Consider the following 23,028-nt stretch of genomic DNA (forward strand, 5'->3'; position numbering starts at 1 on the left):
AATTTACCAAAACGCGTCGCTACCCGGAATGCACGAACAACATTAATAACAACGGTCTCCCATGTCGCTCCTGAAACGCGCTCTTATTATTGAAGACAGCTCCACGCTGATCCGTCCGCTATGCCGCATGGCGGAGGAACAGGGGTTTGAAGCCGTGGCAGCGATGACCTTTGCCGAAGCCCAGCAAGCGTTTGCCGACAACCCACAGTTCAGCGTGGCAGTAGCCGACTATTGCTTGCCCGACGCCACTGACGGGGAAGCGCTGGAGTGGGTGCTGCAACAAGGCATCCCCACTATCGTGATGACCTCGCGTCAGCACGCCAACATCCATCACACCATCCTGCAACGCCCTGTGGTGGACTACATCCCCAAGGAAAGCCCCTCGGCGCCGGAATATCTCTCGCGTCTGCTGCGCCGGATTTATCGCAACCCGGAAATTTGCGTACTGGTGGTGGATGACTCGCAAGCGGCGCGCGGCGAGTTGTGCAGCTACCTGCACCGCCATTGCTATCGCACACGCATGGCCAGCAACGCCGAAGAGGCACTGCGCGCCTTGCATGAAGACCCCAGCATCAGCCTGGTTCTGGCCGACTACAACATGCCGGACATCGACGGCATCCAGATGACCAGCACCATCCGGCGCTTTACCGGCCCCAACCGCATTGCCATCGTTGGCATTTCCGGCTCGGGCAGCCCGGATCTGACCCCGCGCTTCCTCAAGTGGCGCGGACGATTACCTGCAAAAACCGTTCAGTTACGAAGAATTCATCTGCCGGGTCACGCGCAACGTGGAGTTCGTGGAAAACCGGCCACGCTGGAACATATCGCCCACGCCGACCCGCTGACGGGCCTGTCCAATCGTCGCCACTTCTTTGAAGAAGTACAGAAAATGCGTGGCGATTTTGGCATTGGCATGCTGGACATCGACCATTTCAAGCAGATCAACGACACCTTTGGCCACGACGTGGGCGACATGGTGATCTGTCAGGTCGCCGACACCCTGCGCCATTTCCCGGGTTCCCTGATCGCCCGCTTTGGTGGCGAGGAATTTGTCGTGGTGATGGAACGTGACCCGTTGCATCCGCTGGCGCAGCGGCTGGAAGAATTACGTCGGGAAGTGGCAGCACAAGTCCGCCTGCAGGAAAAAGGCGACTTGCGTTTTACCGTCAGCGGCCGGCATGGCAGCAGGGCTGGACAAGGACGTGCGCGACCTGCTCAAACTGGCTGATGAGCGCCTGTACAAAGCCAAGACCCATGGCCGCAATCAGGTTTGGGTCGATTGACGCACAAGACGGTATTGATGTGACAAGGGCGGCCATGGCCGCCCTTGTGCTTTTCGGCCAACCTTGCCGTTAACCGCGCCAGCCGCGTGGAATGGCGGCCAGCAGCTGCCGGGTGTAGTCGGCCTGTGGCTGGCGATACAGCGTATCGGCATCGGCCTGCTCCACCACCTGCCCCTGATGCATCACCAGCACCTGATCGGAAATATGCTTGACCACGGCCGGTCGTGCGAGATGAACAGATAAGACAGTCGGAACTCATCCTGCAAGTCTTGTAGCAGGTTGAGCACTTGCGCCTGTACCGACACATCCAGCGCCGAGACCGATTCATCGCAAATCAATACCTCCGGTTGCAAGGTGAGGCAGCGCGCGATGGCAATGCGCTGGCGCTGGCCACCGGAGAACTCGTGCGGATAACGCTGCAGCGCGCTGGCGGGTAGCCCTACCCGGTCCAGCCAATCGCGCGCCAGCTTGATCCGTGCGCCCGCGTCGTTACCGATGCCGTGCAACTGCATCGGCTCGGTAAGGATCTGCTCCACGGTAAAACGCGGATTGAGCGAGGCGTACGGGTTCTGGAAAATGATCTGCAAACGGCGCTTGTAGGGATGAAACTGGCGCGCGTTCATGGCCAGAATGTCCTGACCGTCAAACAGCGCCTGCCCGGTGCTGGCCTGATGCAAGCGCACCAGCGTCAGCCCCACCGTGGTCTTGCCAGAACCGGATTCGCCGACAATGCCCAGCGTGCGGCCGCGCGCCAGCTGGAACGACACGTCCTTGACCGCATGAAATGGCCGCGAGCCAAACAGGCCGTGGCGCACATCAAAGGTTTTGCTCAAGCCTTTGACGTCCAGCACGATTTCGTCGTCGGCACGGTAGCCGCGTGGGCGTTCGGCAGGTTCGGTGTAGCCGTCGGGACGCATGAAGTCGTCGATCACCGCCAGCCGCGCCGGGCGGCGCTCCAGTGGTGGCCGACACGCCAACAGCGCCTTGGTGTAGGCATCCTGCGGTGCGCTGAAAATCTGCGCGACCGGGCCTCGCGAATCTCGCCATGGCGCATCACCACTACATCATCGGCAAACTCGCCAACCACGCCCGGGTCATGGGTGATGAACAACACCGACATGCCACGCTTCTTTTGCAGGTCGGCCAGCAACTGCAGGATTTGTTGCTGGATGGTCACGTCCAGCGCGGTGGTGGGTTCATCGGCAATCAGCAGCTTCGGCTCGCAGGCAATCGCCATGGCAATCATCACCCGCTGCTGCTGGCCACCGGACAGCTGATGCGGATAGGCGCGCGCCTTTTTCTCCGGCTCGGGCAGGCCGACTTCGGCCAACAATGCCAGTACGCGCTGCCGGGCGGCGCGCCGGGTCAGGCTGGCATGCAACATCAGGGTTTCCGCAATTTGGTCGCCCACGCTGAACACCGGGTTGAGCGAACTCATCGGTTCCTGAAACACCATGGCGATATCCTTGCCACGCACGCGCCGCAGGCTGGCCGCCGACTCGCGCAGCAGGTTACGACCCTCCAGCAGGATTTCGCTGTGCGGGTCGATGTAGGCCGCACCGGCTGGCAGCAGCTGCAGGATGGACATCGCCGTTACCGACTTGCCGGAGCCGGATTCGCCCACCAGCGCCACGGTACGATTGGCCGGAACCTCCAGACTGATGCCTTTGAGCGCGGGGGAAAGCTGGCCGCCCTCCTGCCAGAAGCCGACGGTCAGGTTACGGATGGAAAGCAGGCTGGGTGCGCTGGTCGTGGTCATGCAATCACCTCACCTTGGGGTCGAGCGCGTCACGCAGCGCATCCACCAGCAGACTGAAAGCCGTCACCAGCAGCGACATCGACAGGGTTACCGCCAGCATCTGCCACCAGTAGCCCTGTACCAGTTCGGACGGGGTTTCGGCCAACATGGAACCGAGGCTGACTTGCCGCACGCCAACACCAAAGCCGAGGAAGGACAGGATGGCCTCGTACTTGATCAGCCCGACGGTGAGCAGGGAAAACTGCACCAGCAACAGGTGGGAAAGATTGGGCAGGATATGCACGAACATGCGCCGGGCATTGCTGGCGCCGATGGCGTCGGCCGCCTGTACGTATTCGCGGCTTTTCAGTTTCAGGTATTCGGCGCGCACCAGCCGGTAGGTGCCGGTCCAGCTGGTCAGTGCCATCACCAGAATGATGGTGGTAATGCCACGCCCGGAAACGGCGGCAAACGACAGCAGCAACAGCATGTCCGGCACCGAGGTAAAAACGCTGTAAAACCAGTTGAGCAAGTCATCCAGCTAAGCCGCCGAAATAGCCGGACAGCGCCCCCAGCAAGCAGCCGATACTGAGCGAAAACAGCGCACCAAAGATGCCGACAAAAATCGAGGTAGACGTACCCTTGAACGTCTTGGCGATCACGTCGCGGCCACGCAAGTCAGCCCCTAGCGGCAAGCTACTGGCCTTGGGAGCGGCATTGACCTGATAGCGCCCAGCCTGTTGCTGCGCTTCGGCCAACTCCCGGCCGATGGGGTCTTCCGTCGGGGACAGCGTCACAATCGGGCCACTGACCACAGGGTTGGCCGAAAGCATAGCGGCTTAAGCGGCAACTGTTCGTCGGCGGGCGGCGTCCACCACGACGGCGGCGCGTAAGGCACCGCTACTTCGTCGGTCCAGCGTTCGCCCACCAGATTGAACCAGCAATCGCCAGCAGCAGATACGCCACCACCACCCACAGGGACAGCCAGCCCACACGGTTACGCTTCAACCGTTGCCAGCCCTGCCCCCACAAACTGCGCGAGGGTGTGGGCGACGCATGCGGGCTTGATACGGCAGTCGTCATGACAGTTCCTAACGCAGTTCCACGCGCGGATCGATCAGCTTGTAGACCAGATCCGCCAGAAGGTTGAACACCATGGTGGCCATGGCAATGTAGAGGGTAATCGCCTTGATCACCGGGAAATCGCTCTTGTTGACCGCCATGACCACCTCATTGCCCATGCCGGGAATGCCAAAAAAGTTTTCCAGCACCAGCGCGCCGATCATTAGATACGGCAATGACATCATCACCGTGGTAACCACCGGAATCAGCGCATTGCGCAGCACGTGCTTGAGCATGACCCGGCTTTCGGCCAACCCCTTGGCACGCGCCGTACGCACATAGTCCTGCCCCATTTCCTCGACAAAGAAGGTGCGATAAAAACGGATGTCTGGCCCCAGCGACACCAAGAGGCCCAGCAGCAACGGTAGCGGCACGTACACCAGCAGATTAGTCCAGAACGAATCGCTCCAGCCGCGCACCGGAAACCAGCCCAGCTGGTAAGCCAGAAAATATTGGCTTAGCGATGATGTATACCAGCGCGCTGATCGACATCGCTACCGTGCAGACGATGGTGACGATGCGGTCGGTCAGCCCGCCACGGTAATAAGCCACCAGCGCGGCCAGTGGAATGGCCACCAGCAAATCCACCAGCAGCAACGACCCGGTCAAGGTCAGCGACGGGCCAATGCGCGAGGACAGAATCTCGGCCACCGGTTGCTGGGTGGACCAGGAGGTGCCAAAGTCCAGCGTCAGCACCTGATGCACAAAGATCAGGAACTGCTCGGGCAGGCTTTTATCCAGCCCCAGCTGACTGCGGATATTGGCCAGCACATCCGCGGTAAGATGCTTGCCCGCCAGAATGTAGGACGGGTCGCCGCCCACCAGCGTGAACAGGGTAAACACCAGCAGCATGACCCCCAGCAGGGTGGGAATCATCTGCAGCACACGGCGAATCAGATAAGCCAGCATCGTTTTCCCTTCATCGGCCAACAATATCCAGATAACGCCACATGCTCATCAACTGCGGATGCGGCTTGGCGCCCTGCACCCAGCGTTGTACCAGCAGATTGCGGAACCGGGTTTCGCCCAGCACCCACGGCGTATCGGCCATGAACACCTTGTTCATCTGGTCATACAGCTGGTTGCGCGCCGAGCCGTCTGGGGCGCGGGCGGCGGCTTCGTACAGTTTGTCAAAGCGCGGCGAACGGTAGCAGGCCAGATTGGAATCGCCCACGTTCTTGCCATACAGCAGCTGCACGAAGTTGTCGCCATCCGGGTAGTCGGCCAGCCACGCCGCACCGGCCATGCCGTACTGGCAATCACGCAGCGTCTTGCCCTGTTCGTTCCACTGCATCACGCGGAAATTGACACGCACCTTGATAGCGTCAAACGCCTGTTGCCAGTATTCGTTCCACTGCTTGTCCACGGCGGTGGGGCCGGTAATGAAATCCACCACCAGCGGGCGGCCATCCGGCTGACGGCGCTTGCCATCCGGCCCGAAGCGATAACCGAAACGATCCAGCAGCGCATTGGCCAGCGCCGGGTTATACGGCACGGCGGCGCGGAAACGCGGATTGTGGCCAGCGACGTTATCCGGGATCAGATACTGCGCCTTGACCGCCTGATTGCGACGAATATTGAGGATGGTGTCATCGGTATTGAACGCCATGGCAATGGCGCGGCGCAGCGCGATCTTGTCCTTGCCGTAGCCGCCCACCACCGGGTCTTGCATGTTGAACGGGAAATAGGTGATTTCTTCATCCAGCGAGCGCAACAGACGCACCCCTTTTTGCTGCAAGGCCGGTTTCAACGCCACGCGCCACGGGTTTTTCGGGTCGAGAATCAGCGCCTGCCGCACCACCGGTTGCGGGATGCCACCCATGTCCAGATCACCACTGCGGAACGCCAGCCACATTGGCTGTTCTTCCTGAATCACCGAAATTTCCACCCGGCCGATCTGCGGCATGGTCTTGCCGTTCATCTCGCGGGCGATGCGCTGGTCCAGCGGGTCGGCGCCGGGGCGGTAATGGAACACCACCTTGCGGAAGTTGGGGTTGGCCACCAGCGAAATGTGGTTGCCCGGCTTCCATTCACGCAGCATGTAAGGCCCGGTGCCCACCGGGTGCGCGTGCGTGTTGTTGCCATACGCCTCGATCACCTCGCGTGCCACGGCGCCCAGCGTTGGCATGGCCGGGATATAGGGCAAGGCCGGTTGTGGCGCCGTCAGCGTCAGGCGCAGGGTGTAGCGGTCTGGCGTGGCAATCCCGGCAACCGGCGCGTTGTAATCCAGCCGCCCCTTGGCTTTCTTCACCAGCGCATCCAGACCAACAAACTTGCCGGTCACCAGATAGCTGGAGGGAGAGCCAACGGCCGGGTCGGCCAGCCGCTTGATGCTGTAGGCAAAATCCGCCGCGGTCAGTTCGCGCTTTTTGCCTTTGAACACCGGGTCGGGCGCAAAGTGGATGCCACGTTGCAGGTGAAAGGTATACACCTTGCCATCGGCACTCACCTCCGGCATGGCAGTGAGCACATTAGGCACCAGCCGGGCCGGGCGGGCGAGATAGTCGTAGCCGAGCAAGGTATCGAACACGCTTTCCGTCACGGCCGACGAATACACATCCGACACCTTGGCCGGATCAAAGCCGGTTTCCGGCGCGCTGAACGCCACACGCAGCACCTTGTGCGCATCCGCCGCGAGCGCAGCGGTGCTTAACGTCAGCAACAGCGCGCTGCTCAACACTCTGCCCTTCCATCCGCTCACTGGCTCTCCTCCCTGTCGGTTACTGTGCGCATTCTAGCAAGACCCGGCGAGATTCAGGCGGCCGCACCGGTGGCTTTGTCAAACCAGCGGGTGGGCAATATCCGCTTGAGAAACCAGAACAGGTGCGTGGGAAACGTTACCCGGTAGCGCGGTGCCGGGCGCGAGCAGGTCAGCGCCTTGAGCACGGTATTGGCCACGGCGCTGGCTTAAGCAGGGTAAACGGCGCGGCATGCCCAACCTTTTTCAAGCGTTGCAGCTGACGCTGATACATGTCGCGGTGCACGCTATGCTCGATATACACGTGCTGCACAAACCGCTCCAGCGCATTGGGGCGGAAGCGGCTTTCGATCGGCCCAGGCTCCACCAGCGACACATGAATGCCGCTGCCCGCCAGTTCCAGCCGCAACGTGTCGCACAGGCCTTCCATTGCGTACTTGCTGGCGTTGTAGGCACCACGCCACTTCATCGCGGCAAACCCGAGAATGGAGCTATTGAACAGAATCCGTCCATGCCCCTGACGGCGCATCACCGGCAACACGGCATTGGTCAATTCCCGGGCACCAAACAGGTTGACCTCAAACTGATCGCGCATCACCTCGCGGCGAATATCTTCCACCGCGCCCGGCTGGCCCACCCCGGCATTGTTGAACAACGCATCCAGCGTGCCGCCACTACGCGCCAGCACCTCGGCCAAGGCCGCGTTGATGGAAGCCGAATCACGCACGTCCAGCTGCAGGCTTTCCAGCCCTTGTTCGGCCAACCTGGCCACATCCGCGGCCTGACGGCAACTGGCAAACACGCGCCAGCCCGCCGCCTTGAGCGCCAGCGCCGTCGCCGGGCCGATGCCGCTGGAACAACCGGTAATCAGTATGGTCTTGGAAGGAGTCATCACATCTTTCTGACAGCAAATAACGCGTTACCCTACACCATCGCGACACGCCGCAGAACCCGTCGGTGGCGACCTCGCCCCGGCACCGCCACAACACGCCGCAGGCAAACGCCTCCACGGCGCACCGATTTGGACTAAAATGGCGCCCGGACAACGCAACCCGCACAAGGAAACCGCCATGGCGAAATCCGCCAAAGCCCCGGCCAGCTTTGAAACGGCACTGGCCCAGCTGGAGGACATCATCCAGGCGATGGAAAGCGGCGACATGCCGCTGGAAACGGCCCTCACCTCTTACAAGCAAGGCATTGAGCTGATCAAGTTCTGCCAGAGCAAGCTGAGCGACGCCGAGCAGCAACTGAAAATTCTGGAAAACAACGAACTCAAACCGCTGGACCTGCCCAATGGCCCATGATGCTTTCATCGGCTGGATGACCGCCATCCAGCAAACCACCGAATCGGCGCTGGAAACCCTGCTGCCTGCGGCTGACATCGCGCCGCAGACGCTGCATCAGGCCATGCGCTACAGCACCCTGCAAGGTGGCAAGCGTGTACGGCCGTTGCTGGTCTTTGCCGTAGACGAACTGGTTTCGGCCAACCCTGCGCATCTGGCGCGGCTGGGCTCAGCCGTCGAGATGATCCACGCCCTACTCGCTGGTGCACGACGACATGCCGTGCATGGACGATGACGTGCTGCGCCGCGGCAAGCCGACCTGTCACGTGGAATACGACGAACCCACCGCCTTGCTGGTGGGCGATGCGCTGCAAACCCGGCGTTCGAGCTGCTGACCGTACCGCTGGAAGGTATTGCGCCAGCGCGCCAGCTGGCCATGGTGCGCACGCTGGCTCAGGCGTCCGGCCACGCTTGCATGGCTGGCGGTCAGGCCATTGATCTGGCCAGTGTCGGCATCAGCCTGAGCCTGCCCGAGCTGGAATACATGCACCTGCTCAAGACCGGCGCCCTGATTCGTGCCTCGGTCCTGCTGGGCGCCATGGCTTAGCCAGCCGCTTAACGACGAACAGACCGCGCAGCTGGACCACTTTGCCAAGCGCATCGGGCTGGCGTTTCAGGTGGTGGACGATATTCTCGACTGCGAAGCCGACACCGCCACGCTGGGCAAAACCGCTTAAGCAAGGATGCCGCGCACGACAAACCTACCTACGTCAGCCTGATGGGGTTGGCCGAAGCCAAGCAGTTTGCCCGCGACCTGCACGATGAAGCCTTTGCCGCGCTCGACAGCTTTGGCCCTGCCGCGCAACGACTCAAGGAACTGGCCGACTACATCGTCGCCCGCTCGTTCTAAACAGCACAAAGAACAACAACCATGTATCCGCTGCTTGAAACCATCAACGCCCCCGCCGACCTGCGCAAATTGCCACGTCAGGATCTCCCCAAGCTGGCGCTGGAACTGCGCGACTTCCTGTTGCAATCAGTCAGCCAGACCGGCGGCCATCTGGCCTCCAACCCGGGCAGCATCGAACTGACCATCGCCCTGCACTACGTATTCAACACCCCGGACGACCGGCTGGTATGGGATGTCGGGCACCAGACCTATCCGCACAAGATCCTCACCGGGCGCCGCGAGCGCATGTCGACCATGCGGCAAAAAGGCGGGCTGGCCGGTTTCCCCAAGCGCGAAGAATCGGAATACGACACCTTTGGCGTGGGCCATTCGTCCACCTCCATCGGCGCCGCACTGGGCATGGCGGCCGCCGCCAAGCAGCAAAAACTGGCTCGCAAGTGTGTGGCCATCATTGGCGATGGCGCGATGACCGCCGGGCAAGCGTTTGAAGCCCTGAACAACGCTGGCGCCATGGACACCGATCTTTTGGTGATCCTCAACGACAACGACATGTCGATCTCGCCCAACGTCGGTGCGCTCAATAACTATCTGGCCAAACTGATGTCTGGGCGCTTCTACGCCGCGATGAAACAAAGCTCCAGCAAGGTGCTGGGCATGGCGCCGCCGCTGAAGGAACTGGCCAGCAAGGTCGAGGAACATGTCAAAGGTTTCCTCACGCCGGGCACGCTGTTTGAAGAGTTCGGCTTCAACTACATCGGCCCGATCGACGGCCACGACCTGAACGTGCTGGTGGATACGCTCAAGAACATCAAGAGCCTCAAGGGTCCGCAGTTCCTGCACATCGTCACCAAGAAGGGCCACGGCTACAAGTTGGCCGAAAACGACCCGGTCAAATACCACGGCGTCACCAAGTTCGACCCGGCCAGCGGCCTCTCCGGCAGCAAGGGCAGCGGCAAACCGCAATACACCCGGTGTTTGGCGACTGGATCTGTGACATGGCCAAGCTCGACCCGCGACTGGTAGGCATTACCCCGGCCATGCGCGAAGGCTCTGGCCTGGTGCGTTTCGAGCAGGAACACCCGGACCGCTACTTCGACGTGGCGATTGCCGAACAGCACGCGGTGACCTTCGCCGTAAGCCTCGCCTGCGACGGTGCCAAACCGGTGGTGGCGATCTACTCCACCTTTCTGCAACGCGCCTACGACCAGCTGATTCACGACGTGGCGCTGCAAAACCTGCCGGTGGTGTTTGCCATCGACCGCGCCGGGCTGGTGGGCGCCGACGGCCCAACCCACGCTGGCGCCTTCGACCTGAGCTTCTTGCGTTGCATCCCCAACATGACCGTAATGGCGCCATCGGATGAAAACGAATGCCGCCAGATGCTCTACACCGCCTTCACGCTGGATAGCCCCACGGCCGTACGCTACCCGCGCGGCGTAGGCCCCGGCGCCAGCATCGAAGCCAACATGACTGCCCTGCCGGTGGGCAAGGGTGTGGTACGACGTCAGGGCAGCAAAATCGCCATTCTGGCCTTTGGCAGCATGGTGGCGCCCGCCCTGCAAGCAGCCGAAGCGCTGGATGCCACGGTGGCCGACATGCGTTTTGTCAAACCGCTGGACGTGGAACTGGTGCAAAGGTTGGCCGAAAGCCATGAGTTCATCGTCACGGTAGAAGAAAACGTCATCATGGGCGGTGCCGGTTCGGCCTGTCTGGAAGCCTTGCAAGCACTGCGTCTGCGCACGCCGGTATTGCAACTGGGGCTGCCGGACAGCTACGTCGAACATGGCGACCCGGCGCAATTGCTGGCCGACTGCGGACTCAACGCTGCTTAGGCATCCAGCAGAGCATCACCGCCTACCTCGCGCCACCGCGCCAAGCCTAAAGGACTGCGCATGAACGGCATCGACCTCGCTAACTGGCTCAATCTTCGAGGCACTCCATTCGAGGCCTTGCCGTTATTCATTACCAGCCTTGCCATCGGCTTGCTGATGGGGGTGGAACGCGAGCGCAAACACCACACGCTGGCCGGTATCCGTACCTTTCCGCTGACCGCGCTGTTTGGCACCATTGCCGCCATGCTGGGCGACAGCTATGCCTCCGTACTACCGTTAAGCGTCGGGCTGCTGGCCACCACGGCGTTCGGCTTCCTGCCGCTCTCCAGCCACGAAGGCGATAACGTCGAACCGCGCACCACCACCGTGGTGGCGTTGCTGGTGGTGTTCGGTCTGGGCGCACTGGTCTGGCACGGCCATTCCGGTCTGGCCGTTGCCTGCGGCATCATCACCACCAGTTTGCTGTCGCTCAAACCCGAACTCACCGGCCTGTCGCAAAAGCTGGATCGGCGCGACCTGCTCTCCATCCTGCAATTTGCCGCCCTGTCATTCATCGTGCTGCCGCTGCTGCCCGACCGCACTTTTGGCCCGTATCAGGCCATCAACCCGCATGAAGTGTGGCTGATGGTGACGCTGATTGTCGGTGTCGGCCTGAGTGGCTATCTGGCGGTGAAGATTCTGGGCGAGCGCGTTGGCGGCCCGGTGCTGGGCATTCTGGGCGGACTGGTCTCCTCCACCGCCACCAGTCTGGTCTATGCCCGCGAAGCGCACGAAAACCCGCAGTCGGAACGGCTGGCCACCTCGGTCATCCTGCTGGCCAATCTGGTGCTGTTTGCCCGCCTGACCCTGCTGTGCGCCGCGTTGCAGCCGAGTGCGCTGGGCAGCGTAGCGATGGCAACCCTGCTTAACACTGGTGTGCGGACTGATCGCCACGCTGTTTCCGCTACGCCGAGGGCCACAACGGCCAGAACCAGCCAGAGCTGCAACTGTCCAACCCGTCGGAACTGAAAGTGGCCATCGGCTTTGGCCTGATGTTCGCGGCGGTAATGTTTTGCGCCGCCTGGCTCAATACGGTATTTGGCAGCAAGGGGGTGTATGTCGTGGCGCTGATCTCCGGCATCAACGATGTCGATGCCATCTCGCTAACTGCCTTGAACCTGTTTGGTCAGGCCAAGCTAACCATCCACCAGACCGTCACCACCATGGTGCTGGCCATTGCCGCCAACACCCTGTTCAAGTACGGGCTGATTGCCAGTCTGGGTGGCAAATCGCTGGCCCTGCGTTGCCTGCCCACCTTTGTGGCCACGTTGGTTGGCATGCTGGCAGGGCTGAGTGCCGTCTGGCTGATGAATTGAATTCAATTCCCGACAACTTTACTCAACTATTGGCGCGCGCTATACTTCCCGCCATAACTTACCCGTTTGAAAACACCGCAGAATGAACGCCTCCAGCATCCCTGACGTGCAAAACTCGCGCGACAGCCGCAACCTGCCGATCAACAAAGTCGGCATCAAGTCCATCCGTCACCCGGTACAAGTGGCCGAACGCGCCGGTGGTGCACAGAATACCGTCGGCATGTTCAACATGTACGTACACCTGCCTGCCGAATTCAAAGGCACGCACATGTCGCGCTTCGTGGAAATCCTCAACAGCCACGAACGTGAAATCTCCGTCGCCAATTTCGAATCCATCGTGCGCCAGATGGTGCAGCGGCTGGAAGCCCGTTCCGGTTACATCGAAATGAGCTTCCCCTACTTCGTCAGCAAGACCGCGCCGGTGTCCGGGGTAAAAAGCCTGCTGGATTACGAAGTAACCTATATCGGTGAAATGGTGGACGGCGAATACCGCTTCACCATGAAAGTCATGGTGCCAGTCACCAGTCTGTGCCCGTGTTCCAAGCAGATTTCCCAATACGGTGCGCACAACCAGCGCTCGCACGTCACCATGACCGCCCGCACCGAGCACTACGTCTGGATCGAAGAACTGATCGACATTGCCGAGCGTCAGGCGTCCTGCCAGCTGTACGGCTTGCTCAAGCGGCCAGATGAAAAATACGTCACCGAACGCGCCTACGAGAATCCGAAGTTTGTGGAAGACATGGTGCGCGACGTAGCCGCCGAACTGGATAGCGACGAGCGCATCAGCGCCTACGTGGTGGAATCGGAAAACTTCGAATCCATCCACAATCACTCCGCCTACGCGTTGATCGAACGCGACAAAACCGCCGAGTAAACCGTTTGCTTCTCACGTAAAAAAGGCAGCCCGCATGGCTGCCTTTTTTGTTTCCAGCACAACCAGAGTTGGCCGAATACCGACTACCCAGCATGGGGCTAGCTCACCTCAGCTGTTGTAGCCGTCAGACGGGAAATGCCCTGCAAAATGCTCTGTGCTGTTTCCAGTGGACGCTCCAGCGGAAACAGATGCGAACCTGCCTGCTGGCTAACCTGCATGTTGAAATGGCGACGTAGCCAGGCCACGTCCACCGGCCGCAACACATCGGATTCCTGACCGGTAATCAGCAAGGCCGGTACGTTGAGCTGGCCGCGATAACGGCGGTAATCGTGCGGCAAGGTACGGTAAATGGCATGTTCCACTTGCGGGCGAAACTTGAGCTGACGGCCGCCCTGATGGTTCGGCACCGTGCCGTGCTCGGCATAATCCATCAGGCAATCCGGGTCAAAACGGGCAAACAGCGGTTTGCGCGCAAAATAATCGTATACCCGCTGCACCGATGCCCAATTATCGCGCCGCCGCAGGGTATTGCCGCCCGGCGTGATGCGATCGATGAACCCCAGCTTCTTGGCCAGCCAGATGCTATGCGCCCGCCACGGCGACAACAGCGGCGAATCCAGAATGATCAAACCGCGAAACAGCGCCTAAGCCGCGCCAATGCCGCGTAAAATAACAAAATTCCGCCCAGCGAATGCCCAACCCCGATCACCGGAGCCGTTGCCCGTTGCTCAAGATGAGCCAGCGTCTCCTGCACCAGATGCGGCCAGCAGTCGGTAACCGGGAAATGTGCGCTATGGCCGATGGCATCAATGTAGTCAACCTGATGATGTTCGGCCAACTTGACCAGCAGTTTCCGGTACACTGTGGCGGGAAAACTATTGGCATGGGCAAAGTAGATGGTTTCTCGCATGATGTGTGATAGCCCGTTTATGTTTTTTGTGACCATGATCTTACCGGAAAGCCGCCACCACGGCAGAGCCTGCCGGAACCAAGCGCCCCGCCGATAGTCCACTTCACTATCAGAATGACATGACTGTAACCATGCGTGTGTTGTCCCTTTTTCGCTCTGCTCTGCCCTTGCCAGCGCGGCTACTGGCCGGGTTTGCCCTGCTACTGGGTATGTTGGCCAGCAGCCTCCCGGCCCGGGCACTGAATGCTTCCGACCTGCTGCCACCGGAAAAAGCCTTTCCGGCCCAAGTGACACGCGCAGGCAACACACTGACAATCACCTTCGATGTGGCCGACGGCTATTACCTCTACCGTGACCGCCTGCATTTCAGCAGCGAACCGGCCGGGCTGGTCGGCAACCCGCAATTACCCGCAGGCAAGGTCAAGCAGGACCGCTTCTTTGGCGCACAAACCATCTATCACGGCAAAACCGTGGTCACGTTGCCACTCAAGCCCGGTGCGCCGTCAAGCTTTACCCTTAACGCCAACTTACAAGGCTGTGCCACGGCTAAGCATTTGCTACCCGCCCTACACGCACAAGCTGAAAGTAGGCCAGCGTTCGACGCTACCAGGGCTGGCTGAGCGATGCAGCCCCCGGCAGCCCATCGCCCACCACACACCCCACCTTGGCCACGCAAGGCTGGCTCAGCACGCTCGGCACCTTTCTGCTGGCTTAGCCTTGGCATGGCTTTTACCGCCTGCATGTATCCGCTGCTGCCTATCGTTTCGTCCCTGATTGTTAAGCGAGGGCCATATCCTCACCCGCAGGAGGGGTCTGGCGCTGTCGTTCACCTACGTACAAGGACTGGCGCTGACTTACACCAGCATCGGCATCATTGCCTTAAGCCTTACCGGCAGCCTGCTGACAGTCTGGTTGCAACAACCCGCCGTGGTACTGAGCGCCAGTGCGCTGATGGTGGTGTTTGCGCTGTCGATGTTTGACCTGTTCAGCATCCAGCTACCCGCCGCCCTGCAATCCAGGTTGGCCGAAACCTCCAACCGGCTGTCGGGAGGCAAAGCGGCCACGGTATTTCTGATGGGCGCTTTCTCCGCCCTGATCATCGGTCCCTGCGTCGCACCGCCGCTGGCCTTGGCTTTGGGCTACATCGGCAGCACCGGCGATGCGCTGTTGGGTGGTGCCGCGCTCTACAGCATGGCGCAGGGACTGGGGTTGCCGCTGATCGTGATCGGCACCTTTGGCGGCCATATTCTGCCGCGCGCCGGTAGCTGGATGAATGTGGTCAAGAGCCTGTTTGGCGTCGTCATGCTGGCCTCTGCCATCTGGCTCGCCACGCCGTTTTTACCCGCCATCGCCGTAATGCTGCTGTGGGCAACGCTACTGATCGGCACCGCGGTCTTCCTCAAAACCTTTGAAAACCTGCCCGCCAATGCCCATGTGGCACAACGGCTGGGCAAGGCGCTGGGGTTGATGCTGTTTCTGATCGGCGCTGCGCAGGTCGTGGGCGTACTGGCTGGCGAAGACAACCCGCGCTACCCGCTGCGCTGGCTGGCGAGCAAACCGGTACAAGCCGCCACACTCAGCCAGCCGGATTTCCTCCCCACCACGACCCCAGCCAGCTTCGACTCGATTCTGGCGCAGGCACGCGCGCAGGGTAAACCGGTGTTGCTGGATTTTTATGCCGACTGGTGCATATCCTGTAAAGAGCTAGAGGCCGATACCTTCCCGCATCCGCAAGTCAAACCGCTGATGCAGAAGTTTGTTCGCGTGCGGGCCGACGTGACCGCAGGCACAGCCAACCAGCAGGATCTGCTCAAACGCTTTGGCCTGTTTGGCCCACCGGGCGTCATTCTGTTTGACGGCCGTGGCAAGGAAGTCCAACCGCATCATCGGTTTTACCCAAGCCGATGAGTTTGCACACCAGCTGCAACGCGCGCTGTAATACGGCGGACACGGGCTCACCCCACCACACTTGTTGACTACTGGACGATTCATGGCGGAAAAAGGCTTTCCCAATATCAGCGTAATAGCGGTGTTCCGCGTAGCCGTGGTGGCATTGCTGGTACTGGCCTGTGTGCGCGTCATCCAGCCGTTTCTGGGCGCACTTGCCCGGGCGGCCATTATTGCCATTTCAGCCCGGCCGCTGTTCACCCGCCTGCGTCAGTATTTCAACGGCCGCGGTTAGCTGGCGGCACTACTGGTTGTCAGCGCCTTGGCGCTGGCGCTGGCCATTCCCTTGGGTCTGATGGCGTTGACTCTGGCCGACACCATTCCGCACCTCTCCCGTCTGGCGTATGACCTGACCAACTTTAAGCTACCGGACGCACCACACTGGCTCGGCACCATCCCCATTGCTTAGCCCCAGCCTGCAAAAATTCTGGCAAGGCACACAGTCCGATCTGCCCGGGTTTATCGACCGTATCCGCCCCACCATCAACAGCACCGCGCTCTGGGCCCTGCAACAAGGCGCCAGCATGGGTATCAGCCTGATGGAAATCGTTTTGGCCATCGTCATTGCTTAAGCCTGCTTCTGGTCAACGGCGATGCACTCTGGGATGCCGCTGACCACGCCATCGTCAAACTGGGCGGTGCGCCAGCCGACGACGTGAGCGAAGTCATCGCCCGTACCGTGCGCAGCGTGACCACTGGCATCGTCGGCACGGCACTGGCGCAAACCCTGCTATGCGTGATCGGTTTGCTGATTGCTTAAGCGTACCCGGCGCCATCACGCTGGGCTTTCTGTGTTTCGTCATTGCCGTGGCACAGTTGCCAACGCTGCTGGTCTGGCTACCCGCTGCACTATGGGTGCTTTATATCGGTGAAACAGGGCTCGGCGTTTTCCTCATGCTATGGGGCTTCTTGCTGGTCAACACCATCGACAACTTCCTCAAACCGATGCTGATCAGCCGGGGCGCACAAATGCCGCTGTCGCTGATTTTCATGGGGGTGATTGGCGGCTTGCTGGCCGGGGTATGCTCGGGCTGTTTATCGGCCCCACACTGCTGGCCGTTGGCCTGAACCTGTACCGTCATTGGCTGGAGCTGGATGAAAATGCCAGCGAGCCACCCGCCAGCGTGCCGACGCCACCCAACAATTAATAGCCTAATAGCCGCCTCTCAAGGTTGGCCGAAACGGCCAACCACTGCGTAGCGCCCCCAAGCTGATGGCGGCTCAGCCCTGCCCCTCCGATGACGGCGATTTGCGGCGGCGCGCCAGCAGACGCTCGCATTGCTGGCGTTGCTGGGTAATCTCTTTTAGCACCAGCCGGATATCTTCCATCTGATCGAGCAGTTGCCGCTCGCGCTGTTGCAGCAAACGGATAAACTCCTGCAATTGCGACGCGTTGTTGTCATCGGCATCGTACAGATCAAACAACTCGCGGATTTCCTGTAACGACAAGCCGATACGCTTGCCACGCAAGATCAGCATCAGGCGGATACGGTCACGTGCGGCTGTAAATACGCCGCTGCCCCTGTCTGGCTAAGCTCCAGCAAGCCCTGATCCTCATAAAAACGGATCGTACGCGTGGTCACATCAAATTCGCGGGCCAAATCGCTAATGGTAAAGCTCGGTTCAGCCTTCATGGATACTCTGTCCGCACATGGCAAATAACCTCTATTCTAACGGTGCACGCCTTCGCTTAAGCACGGTAACGTCGCAACGGGTTGATCGCCCATGTTGTTATTGACGTTAACGTCAACGCGAATATAGTGTGTAGCACTGCTCACAACAAGAGGAGACACCCATCATGAGCAAACCCAAAATTGGCGTAGTCGGCGTTGGCACCATGGGCAACGGCATTGCCCGGTCTTTGCCATGCGTGGCTTTGACGTGACCGTGGCTGATGTCAGCCAGAGCATACTGGAACACGGGCTGAGCACCATCCGGCATAGCCCGGGACGGTTGGCAAAGAAAGGCCAGATTGAAGACACCGATATTCCCGCCATCATGACGCGCCTGCGCCCAAGCACACGCCTTGCCGACATGGCCGACCGCGATCTGGTTGTGGAGGCCGTGACCGAGGAAGTCCACACCAAGGAAGAAATCTTCCGCGAGTTGGCCGAATCGGTACGCCCCGACACCGTACTGGCCTCCAACACGTCATCCATTTCCCTGACACGCATTGCCAGCTGGGTGCCGCATCCGGAACGTGTCATCGGCATGCACTTCATGAATCCGGTGCCAGTGATGCAATTAGTTGAAATCGTACGCGCCCGGCAAACCGGCGATGCAGCTTTCAATACCGTACAGGAGTTATCGCGGGTGTTGGGCAAAACACCGGTAAGCGTCAAGGATTACCCGGGCTTCGTCTCCAACCGCGTGCTGATGCCGATGATCAACGAAGCCGCATTCACCCTGTACGAAGGGCTGGCCAGCGCCGAAGACATCGACCATGTCATGCGCCCGGGCATGAACCACCCGATCGGCCCGCTGGCTCTGGCCGACATGATCGGGCTCGACACTTGCGTTTCCATCATGGATATCCTTTACCATGAGTTTCGCGACAGCAAGTACCGTGTCTGCCCGCTGCTGGTACAACTGGTGGCGGCTGGCTTAGCTGGGGCGCAAGACAGGCCGGGGTTCTTCGATTACAGCCAGAACAGCGAAGCCTGATCGCGCCAGCGCAAAACCAGCGCCAGCCACGACAGGCATGACAAGGCCCCAAACGGGCCGGGACGAACAAAACATGGGGGGCATCAATGTCTGACACCGTCATCTTTGAAGAACGCACCACTGCCAGCGGGCACCGGCTTGGCATTGCCATGCTCAATGCGGAAAAATCGCTCAATGCGCTAACGCTGGACATGATCCGGCAGTTGGCCAAACAGCTCGCCAACTGGGAACACGACAGCAAAGTGGTCGCCGTGCTGCTGCGCGGAGCCGAGAGAAGGCCTTTTGCGCTGGCGGTGACGTACGCATGTTGCGTCAGGCCTTGCGCGACAACTGCCAATACCCCAATCCACTTGTCACGACTTTTTTCAGTGAAGAATATGCGCTCGACTACCATATCCATACCTACCGCAAGCCATTGATTGTTTGGGGTAGCGGCATCGTCATGGGCGGAGGGCTGGGGCTAATGGCGGGCGCCAGCCATCGCGTGGTAACGGCCAGCACGCGCATCGCCATGCCGGAAATTACCATCGGGCTTTATCCAGATGTCGCGGCCAGTTGGTTCCTGCAACGCATGCCTGCGCACATGGGCCTGTTTCTGGGGCTGACGGGTGCGCCGCTAAACGCGCATGATGCCTTGTTGTGCAACTTGGCCGACCATCTCGCCAGCGCAGATGGCTGGGACAACATGCTGCAACAGCTGGCCAGCCTCTGGAGTGAAGACGCCGGAAATAATCGGGCCAGCATCACCGCCTTGCTGAACGAGCTGGAAATCGAGGCGCGCAACACCCTGCCCGATTCCAATGTTGCCCGCCACCTGCTGACGGTACACCGCCTGCTCAACCGCGGCACATTGAGCGCTGTGGCCGACGCACTGACCCATGAGTATTTCACTGACCCCGGCTGGTCAATGCCGCACAGACTTTTGCCAATGGCAGCCCCACTTCGGCCGCCATCACCGGAAAGCATTCCAGCGCGCACGCCATCTGTCGCTGGCAGAGGTATTCCGCATGGAACTGACCCTGTCGGTCAACGTCTGCAACAAGCCGGACTTTTCCGAAGGCGTACGGGCGCTACTGGTAGACAAGGACCGTAGCCCTCGTTGGGTTCGGCCAACCTTGCAAGAGGTTGATCAAGACTGGCTCAACAGCCACTTCATTTCGCCGTGGCCGGTAGACGCACACCCACTCGCGGCCCTTGCCGAGTAATTACGGTCACATAGGGTTGGCCGAATTAGCAACGCCCGCTTTCGGCCAACCCTATGGCCTCAGCGCGATTTATCGCGCAATTCGTAACCAGCCGCTTGCAGGCTGCGACGGAATTCGGCCATGGCGATATTCACCAGCTGCGGCTGGCCGGTAAAGCCAAATTCAATATGCATCTGCGGAATAGCTTCGTTGCCAAAGTTGGGCAAACTCGACAACTTCAGTTGCGGATAACGCTGGCTGTACTCCTGCATCAGCGTAATCAGATCGCCTTCCCGCGCGTTGAGCGCAATCACGGTTTCTTCCACCTCCGGCTCGGCGTTATGCAGTTGCGGATAACGCTCATCCAGCACCCACTCGACCATCGGCCATGCCATGGATGGAAAACCCGGCACAAAGTGCACATGACCATGAGAGAAGCCCGCCATTTGATTGACCGGATTGGGAATCAGGGTGGCGCCCTTGGGGAAATTCCCCATGTTGATGCGATGCGGATAGGCTTCCGCACCAAAGCGCCCTTCAATCAGCGCCCGGCTTCCGGGTGGATCTCCAACTCCAGCCCCAGCGCTTCGGCCGCACATTGCCGGGTGTAATCATCCGGCGTGGCGCCAATGCCGCCAAAGCTGAACACCAGATCCCCGCTGGCAAAGGCGCGTTTGAGCGCATCGCGCAAGCGCAGCGGAGCATCCCCGACATACTCCACCCAAGCCAGCTTCATGCCACGCGTGGCCAGCATACGGATCAACGAAGCCATATGCTTGTCCTGACGCTTGCCAGACAACAATTCGTCACCAATGATGATGGCACCTACTTGCATGGATTACTTTCCTGTAAACAAGGTTGTATCGCCATAACGACGGCTTAATCGGCGGGTCGAAAAGAACCAGGGCTACGCGGCGGACAGGCACAAATCCGCCATACACTCAGAGTCGACCAGATGCGCCGCTAGTGGCGCCCTTTACCCTGTAGTGCATAAAAGCCCTGCCCGACCAGTTCTCGCAAAGCCGCATGACATTCTTGCATCGCTCGCCCGGAAGGCACGTACCACAACAACCCGCCGTCTTCGTAACGCACCCAGCCGGTTGGCGCAGGCAGTACCTGTAACCCAGCCTCACGGAAAAAAGGCACGGCGCGGGCCAAATGCCAACCTTGACTCACCAGTACAATACGCCGCACCCCGGAGGCACGCAGCAGCGCGGCGGAATAACTGGCGTTTTGCAGCGTGGTATTTGACCGGGTTTCCACCCAACGCGGCTTGATACCGTAATCTTCGGCCAACATCCGCGCCATGACCAGCCCTTCGGCCTCGCCGCCCAACGGGGCCCCACCCGTCACCAGCAACGGTTTGCCACTCAGGCGCGACAATCGCACGGCGTAACGCAGGCGCGTCAGCGTATCGGCCGACGGTTCATTCTGCCCATACTCCGGGGCCGGTTTCTTGCCGCCCCCCAGCACCACAATCGCCTGATAATCACGCAAACGGGTCACATCGACGACCGGATAACGTTCCAGATAACCATTAAGCCACATGGCCGTGCGCGGGATAGACAGCAAATACCCCAAAAGCAGCGCCATTAGCAATAACGACAAACCCAAGCGCCGATACCAACGTCGCAGCCCGATACCGCACAACGCCAGCAGCAAATAATTGAGCGGCGGCAACAATAAAGCCCCGAAGAGCTGATGAATCAGCACTTCGGGGCTTGGAGTAACGATCATGTACTTAAGCCTTAGCCGCCCAGATAGGCATTACGTACGCGCTCGTCGTCCAGCAGTTCTTGAGCCGGGCCACTCATGGTGATACGACCGCTTTCCATGACATAGCCACGTTGCGACACTTCCAGCGCCAGCTTGGCGTTTTGTTCCACCAGCAACATGGTCACGCCCTCTTTGGCAATCATCTGGATGATTTCAAAAATCTTTTCCACGATGATCGGCGCCAAACCCATGGACGGCTCATCCAGCAGCAACAGCTTGGGTTTGGACAACATCGCCCGTCCCATGGCAACCATTTGCTGTTCGCCACCGGACAACGTGCCCGCCAATTGCTTGTAGCGTTCTTTCAGGCGCGGAAACAGCTCGTAAACACGCTCGATTTCCGTCACGATAGCCTGATTGTCGTTGCGGTAGAAAGCGCCCATGTGCAGGTTTTCTTCCACCGTCAACTTGCCAAAAATGCCACGACCTTCCGGCACCATGGCCAGACCATGCCGAACGAAATTGTGCGAGGCGATAGCGCCGGTGTCCGGCCATCATAGACAATACTGCCACCGGACTTTTTCACCATGCCCACCAGCGTTTTCAGCGTAGTGGTTTTACCAGCACCGTTGGCGCCAATCAGCGTTACCAGTTCGCCTTGGTCGATGTGAAAATCGATACCCTTGACCGCATGAATGCCGCCATAGGCCACTTGCAGGTTTTTTACTTCCAAGAGACTCATGAGTGTGCCGCTCCCAGATAGGCCTCAATTACTTTCGGGTTCTTGCGCACCTCATCCGGCACGCCCTCGGCGATCTTCTTGCCGTAGTCGAGCACGGCAATGCGGTCACACAGGCCCATCATCAGTTTTACGTCGTGCTCAATCAGCAGCACCGTCACGCCACTGTGACGAATCTTGTCCATCAACTGCTTAAGGTCATCCGTCTCTTTCGGGTTCATCCCGGCAGCAGGTTCATCCAGAGCCAACAGTTTTGGCTCGGTTGCCAAGGCACGGGCAATCTCCAGACGACGCTGGTGACCATAAGACAGGTTACGGGCGCGTTCTTCTGCCACATCAGCAATGCCAACGTATTCCAACAGCTCCAACGCCTTGTCGTGAATCGATTGCTCTTCCTCACGGGTACGGCGGTCACGCAGCACGGCACCCAATGCACCAGCCTTGCTACGGATGTGGCGGCCAACCATGACGTTTTCCAGCGCAGTCATTTCAGCAAACAACCGAATGTTCTGGAAGGTACGCGCAATACCGGCGCTGACCACAATGTGCGGCTTCTTCTGGAACAGGTTCTGGCCGTCAAACTCAAACTTGCCCTCGTCCGGCACGTACAACCCGGTCAATACATTGAACAGCGTGGTTTTACCGGCACCGTTCGGGCCGATCAGGCCGTAAATTTCACCCTTGTTGATGGTCAGGCTAACGTTGTTCAGCGCATGCAAGCCACCAAAGCGTTTGTGAATGCCATCAATTTTCAGCAGTACTTCAGCCAT

General features: G+C 59.9%; 30 protein-coding genes and 5 pseudogenes. 16 read left to right on the forward strand and 19 right to left on the reverse strand.

The features are described from left to right. Positions 1–61 precede the first annotated feature (61 nt). Positions 62–1,228 carry a diguanylate cyclase gene (locus tag GKE73_RS01075; RefSeq protein WP_230368743.1) on the forward strand — a complete coding sequence of 389 codons (1,167 nt, stop codon included), beginning with the start codon at positions 62–64 and terminating at the stop codon, positions 1,226–1,228. 124 nt (positions 1,229–1,352) lie between these two features. Here GKE73_RS01075 and GKE73_RS01080 read toward each other — a convergent pair whose 3' ends face one another. The 10 genes and pseudogenes from GKE73_RS01080 to GKE73_RS01120 form a co-directional block, all read right to left on the reverse strand. Further along, positions 1,353–1,499 carry a hypothetical protein gene (locus GKE73_RS01080; protein WP_230368744.1) on the reverse strand — a complete coding sequence of 49 codons (147 nt, stop codon included), beginning with the start codon at positions 1,497–1,499 and terminating at the stop codon, positions 1,353–1,355. Continuing rightward, a complete protein-coding gene (locus tag GKE73_RS01085; protein WP_230368745.1) occupies positions 1,466–2,260 on the reverse strand; it encodes an ATP-binding cassette domain-containing protein in 795 nt (264 codons plus the stop codon). Before GKE73_RS01085 ends, GKE73_RS01080 begins: the two co-directional genes overlap by 34 nt. After that, a complete protein-coding gene (locus GKE73_RS01090; protein WP_230368746.1) occupies positions 2,212–3,042 on the reverse strand; it encodes an ATP-binding cassette domain-containing protein in 831 nt (276 codons plus the stop codon). The genes GKE73_RS01085 and GKE73_RS01090 overlap by 49 nt, the downstream gene beginning before the upstream one ends. A gap of 4 nt (positions 3,043–3,046) precedes the next feature. Further along, positions 3,047–3,553 (reverse strand): ABC transporter permease, encoded by a 507-nt coding sequence (locus GKE73_RS01095; protein ID WP_230368747.1) that lies wholly within the window; start codon positions 3,551–3,553, stop codon positions 3,047–3,049. A 1-nt stretch (position 3,554) separates the two neighbouring features. After that, positions 3,555–3,854 (reverse strand): hypothetical protein, encoded by a 300-nt coding sequence (locus GKE73_RS01100; RefSeq protein ID WP_230368748.1) that lies wholly within the window; start codon positions 3,852–3,854, stop codon positions 3,555–3,557. A gap of 67 nt (positions 3,855–3,921) precedes the next feature. Next, a complete protein-coding gene (locus GKE73_RS01105) occupies positions 3,922–4,104 on the reverse strand; it encodes a hypothetical protein (protein ID WP_230368749.1) in 183 nt (60 codons plus the stop codon). Positions 4,105–4,112: 8 nt separating this feature from the next. Next, positions 4,113–4,562, reverse strand: a complete 450-nt coding sequence (locus tag GKE73_RS22035; RefSeq protein WP_312854332.1) for an ABC transporter permease — start codon at positions 4,560–4,562, stop codon at positions 4,113–4,115. Beyond that, entirely contained in the window at positions 4,531–5,052 is a 522-nt protein-coding gene (locus tag GKE73_RS22040) for an ABC transporter permease family protein (protein ID WP_280954673.1), read from the reverse strand. The genes GKE73_RS22035 and GKE73_RS22040 overlap by 32 nt, the downstream gene beginning before the upstream one ends. A 10-nt stretch (positions 5,053–5,062) precedes the next feature. After that, complete coding sequence (locus tag GKE73_RS01115; RefSeq protein WP_245393808.1) at positions 5,063–6,820, reverse strand: ABC transporter substrate-binding protein; 1,758 nt, start codon at positions 6,818–6,820, stop codon at positions 5,063–5,065. Between the two features lie 77 nt (positions 6,821–6,897). Next, positions 6,898–7,733 (reverse strand): annotated as a pseudogene (locus tag GKE73_RS01120) (SDR family NAD(P)-dependent oxidoreductase). 139 nt (positions 7,734–7,872) lie between these two features. On the opposite strand from GKE73_RS01120, the gene GKE73_RS01125 reads away from it, so the two are divergent. The 6 genes and pseudogenes from GKE73_RS01125 to folE2 all read left to right on the forward strand — a co-directional run bounded on the left by GKE73_RS01125 (position 7,873) and on the right by folE2 (position 13,098). Continuing rightward, positions 7,873–8,145: an exodeoxyribonuclease VII small subunit gene (locus tag GKE73_RS01125; protein ID WP_280954674.1), complete on the forward strand. Its 273-nt coding sequence runs from the start codon at positions 7,873–7,875 to the stop codon at positions 8,143–8,145. Then, positions 8,135–9,034: pseudogene (locus GKE73_RS01130) on the forward strand (polyprenyl synthetase family protein). The gene GKE73_RS01125 and the pseudogene GKE73_RS01130 overlap by 11 nt, the downstream one beginning before the upstream one ends. A gap of 21 nt (positions 9,035–9,055) precedes the next feature. After that, positions 9,056–10,916, forward strand: a pseudogene (gene dxs, locus GKE73_RS01135) (1-deoxy-D-xylulose-5-phosphate synthase). Between the two features lie 10 nt (positions 10,917–10,926). Beyond that, complete coding sequence (locus tag GKE73_RS01140; protein WP_280954675.1) at positions 10,927–11,874, forward strand: MgtC/SapB family protein; 948 nt, start codon at positions 10,927–10,929, stop codon at positions 11,872–11,874. A 2-nt stretch (positions 11,875–11,876) separates the two neighbouring features. Continuing rightward, positions 11,877–12,221: a DUF4010 domain-containing protein gene (locus GKE73_RS22045; protein ID WP_312854333.1), complete on the forward strand. Its 345-nt coding sequence runs from the start codon at positions 11,877–11,879 to the stop codon at positions 12,219–12,221. Between the two features lie 82 nt (positions 12,222–12,303). Continuing rightward, positions 12,304–13,098 (forward strand): GTP cyclohydrolase FolE2, encoded by a 795-nt coding sequence (folE2, locus tag GKE73_RS01145; protein WP_230368751.1) that lies wholly within the window; start codon positions 12,304–12,306, stop codon positions 13,096–13,098. Between the two features lie 98 nt (positions 13,099–13,196). Here folE2 and GKE73_RS01150 read toward each other — a convergent pair whose 3' ends face one another. After that, positions 13,197–13,727, reverse strand: a complete 531-nt coding sequence (locus GKE73_RS01150) for an alpha/beta fold hydrolase (RefSeq protein ID WP_230368752.1) — start codon at positions 13,725–13,727, stop codon at positions 13,197–13,199. Beyond that, a complete protein-coding gene (locus tag GKE73_RS01155; RefSeq protein ID WP_230368753.1) occupies positions 13,724–14,008 on the reverse strand; it encodes an alpha/beta fold hydrolase in 285 nt (94 codons plus the stop codon). The genes GKE73_RS01150 and GKE73_RS01155 overlap by 4 nt, the downstream gene beginning before the upstream one ends. Positions 14,009–14,127: 119 nt before the next feature. On the opposite strand from GKE73_RS01155, the gene GKE73_RS01160 reads away from it, so the two are divergent. The 6 genes from GKE73_RS01160 to GKE73_RS01185 all read left to right on the forward strand — a co-directional run bounded on the left by GKE73_RS01160 (position 14,128) and on the right by GKE73_RS01185 (position 17,023). Beyond that, on the forward strand, positions 14,128–14,628 hold the full coding sequence (locus GKE73_RS01160) for a protein-disulfide reductase DsbD N-terminal domain-containing protein (protein ID WP_230368754.1): 501 nt from the start codon (positions 14,128–14,130) through the stop codon (positions 14,626–14,628). A 154-nt stretch (positions 14,629–14,782) separates the two neighbouring features. Next, positions 14,783–15,916, forward strand: coding sequence for a protein-disulfide reductase DsbD (gene dsbD, locus GKE73_RS01165; RefSeq protein WP_230368755.1), 1,134 nt, complete (start codon positions 14,783–14,785; stop codon positions 15,914–15,916). A gap of 82 nt (positions 15,917–15,998) precedes the next feature. After that, positions 15,999–16,190, forward strand: coding sequence for a hypothetical protein (locus GKE73_RS01170; RefSeq protein WP_230368756.1), 192 nt, complete (start codon positions 15,999–16,001; stop codon positions 16,188–16,190). A gap of 27 nt (positions 16,191–16,217) precedes the next feature. Beyond that, entirely contained in the window at positions 16,218–16,364 is a 147-nt protein-coding gene (locus GKE73_RS01175; protein ID WP_230368757.1) for a hypothetical protein, read from the forward strand. Beyond that, positions 16,357–16,527, forward strand: coding sequence for a hypothetical protein (locus tag GKE73_RS01180; protein WP_230368758.1), 171 nt, complete (start codon positions 16,357–16,359; stop codon positions 16,525–16,527). Before GKE73_RS01175 ends, GKE73_RS01180 begins: the two co-directional genes overlap by 8 nt. Positions 16,528–16,687: 160 nt before the next feature. Beyond that, the gene (locus GKE73_RS01185) at positions 16,688–17,023 is read left to right on the forward strand and encodes an AI-2E family transporter (protein WP_230368759.1); all 336 of its coding nucleotides are present in this window, start codon (positions 16,688–16,690) and stop codon (positions 17,021–17,023) included. A gap of 153 nt (positions 17,024–17,176) precedes the next feature. Here the strand turns inward: GKE73_RS01185 and GKE73_RS01190 are convergent, their stop codons facing one another. Together GKE73_RS01190 and GKE73_RS01195 are read right to left on the reverse strand one after the other, a co-directional pair. Further along, complete coding sequence (locus tag GKE73_RS01190) at positions 17,177–17,434, reverse strand: MerR family DNA-binding protein (protein ID WP_230368760.1); 258 nt, start codon at positions 17,432–17,434, stop codon at positions 17,177–17,179. Continuing rightward, positions 17,434–17,589, reverse strand: a complete 156-nt coding sequence (locus GKE73_RS01195) for a MerR family DNA-binding transcriptional regulator (protein ID WP_230368761.1) — start codon at positions 17,587–17,589, stop codon at positions 17,434–17,436. Before GKE73_RS01195 ends, GKE73_RS01190 begins: the two co-directional genes overlap by 1 nt. A gap of 232 nt (positions 17,590–17,821) precedes the next feature. On the opposite strand from GKE73_RS01195, the gene GKE73_RS01200 reads away from it, so the two are divergent. From GKE73_RS01200 to GKE73_RS22050, 3 genes and pseudogenes are all read left to right on the forward strand, one after another. Continuing rightward, positions 17,822–18,619, forward strand: coding sequence for a 3-hydroxyacyl-CoA dehydrogenase NAD-binding domain-containing protein (locus tag GKE73_RS01200; protein ID WP_230368762.1), 798 nt, complete (start codon positions 17,822–17,824; stop codon positions 18,617–18,619). Between the two features lie 191 nt (positions 18,620–18,810). Beyond that, positions 18,811–19,712: pseudogene (locus GKE73_RS01210) on the forward strand (enoyl-CoA hydratase/isomerase family protein). After that, positions 19,627–19,824, forward strand: a complete 198-nt coding sequence (locus GKE73_RS22050) for an enoyl-CoA hydratase/isomerase family protein (protein ID WP_280954676.1) — start codon at positions 19,627–19,629, stop codon at positions 19,822–19,824. The pseudogene GKE73_RS01210 and the gene GKE73_RS22050 overlap by 86 nt, the downstream one beginning before the upstream one ends. Positions 19,825–19,883: 59 nt before the next feature. On the opposite strand, the gene GKE73_RS01215 is transcribed toward GKE73_RS22050, so the two are convergent. From GKE73_RS01215 to GKE73_RS01235, 5 genes and pseudogenes are all read right to left on the reverse strand, one after another. Continuing rightward, positions 19,884–20,402 carry a molybdopterin-binding protein gene (locus GKE73_RS01215; RefSeq protein ID WP_230368764.1) on the reverse strand — a complete coding sequence of 173 codons (519 nt, stop codon included), beginning with the start codon at positions 20,400–20,402 and terminating at the stop codon, positions 19,884–19,886. Then, positions 20,345–20,638, reverse strand: a complete 294-nt coding sequence (locus tag GKE73_RS01220; RefSeq protein WP_230368765.1) for a molybdopterin-binding protein — start codon at positions 20,636–20,638, stop codon at positions 20,345–20,347. The genes GKE73_RS01215 and GKE73_RS01220 overlap by 58 nt, the downstream gene beginning before the upstream one ends. 128 nt (positions 20,639–20,766) lie before the next feature. After that, positions 20,767–21,540: a YdcF family protein gene (locus GKE73_RS01225; RefSeq protein WP_230368766.1), complete on the reverse strand. Its 774-nt coding sequence runs from the start codon at positions 21,538–21,540 to the stop codon at positions 20,767–20,769. Positions 21,541–21,551: 11 nt separating this feature from the next. Further along, a pseudogene (locus GKE73_RS01230) lies at positions 21,552–22,261 on the reverse strand (ABC transporter ATP-binding protein). Then, on the reverse strand, positions 22,258–23,028 hold the full coding sequence (locus GKE73_RS01235) for an ABC transporter ATP-binding protein (RefSeq protein ID WP_230368767.1): 771 nt from the start codon (positions 23,026–23,028) through the stop codon (positions 22,258–22,260). Before GKE73_RS01235 ends, GKE73_RS01230 begins: the two are co-directional and overlap by 4 nt.

Source organism: Paludibacterium denitrificans (genome assembly GCF_009707705.1).
Classification (GTDB): domain Bacteria; phylum Pseudomonadota; class Gammaproteobacteria; order Burkholderiales; family Chromobacteriaceae; genus Paludibacterium_A; species Paludibacterium_A denitrificans.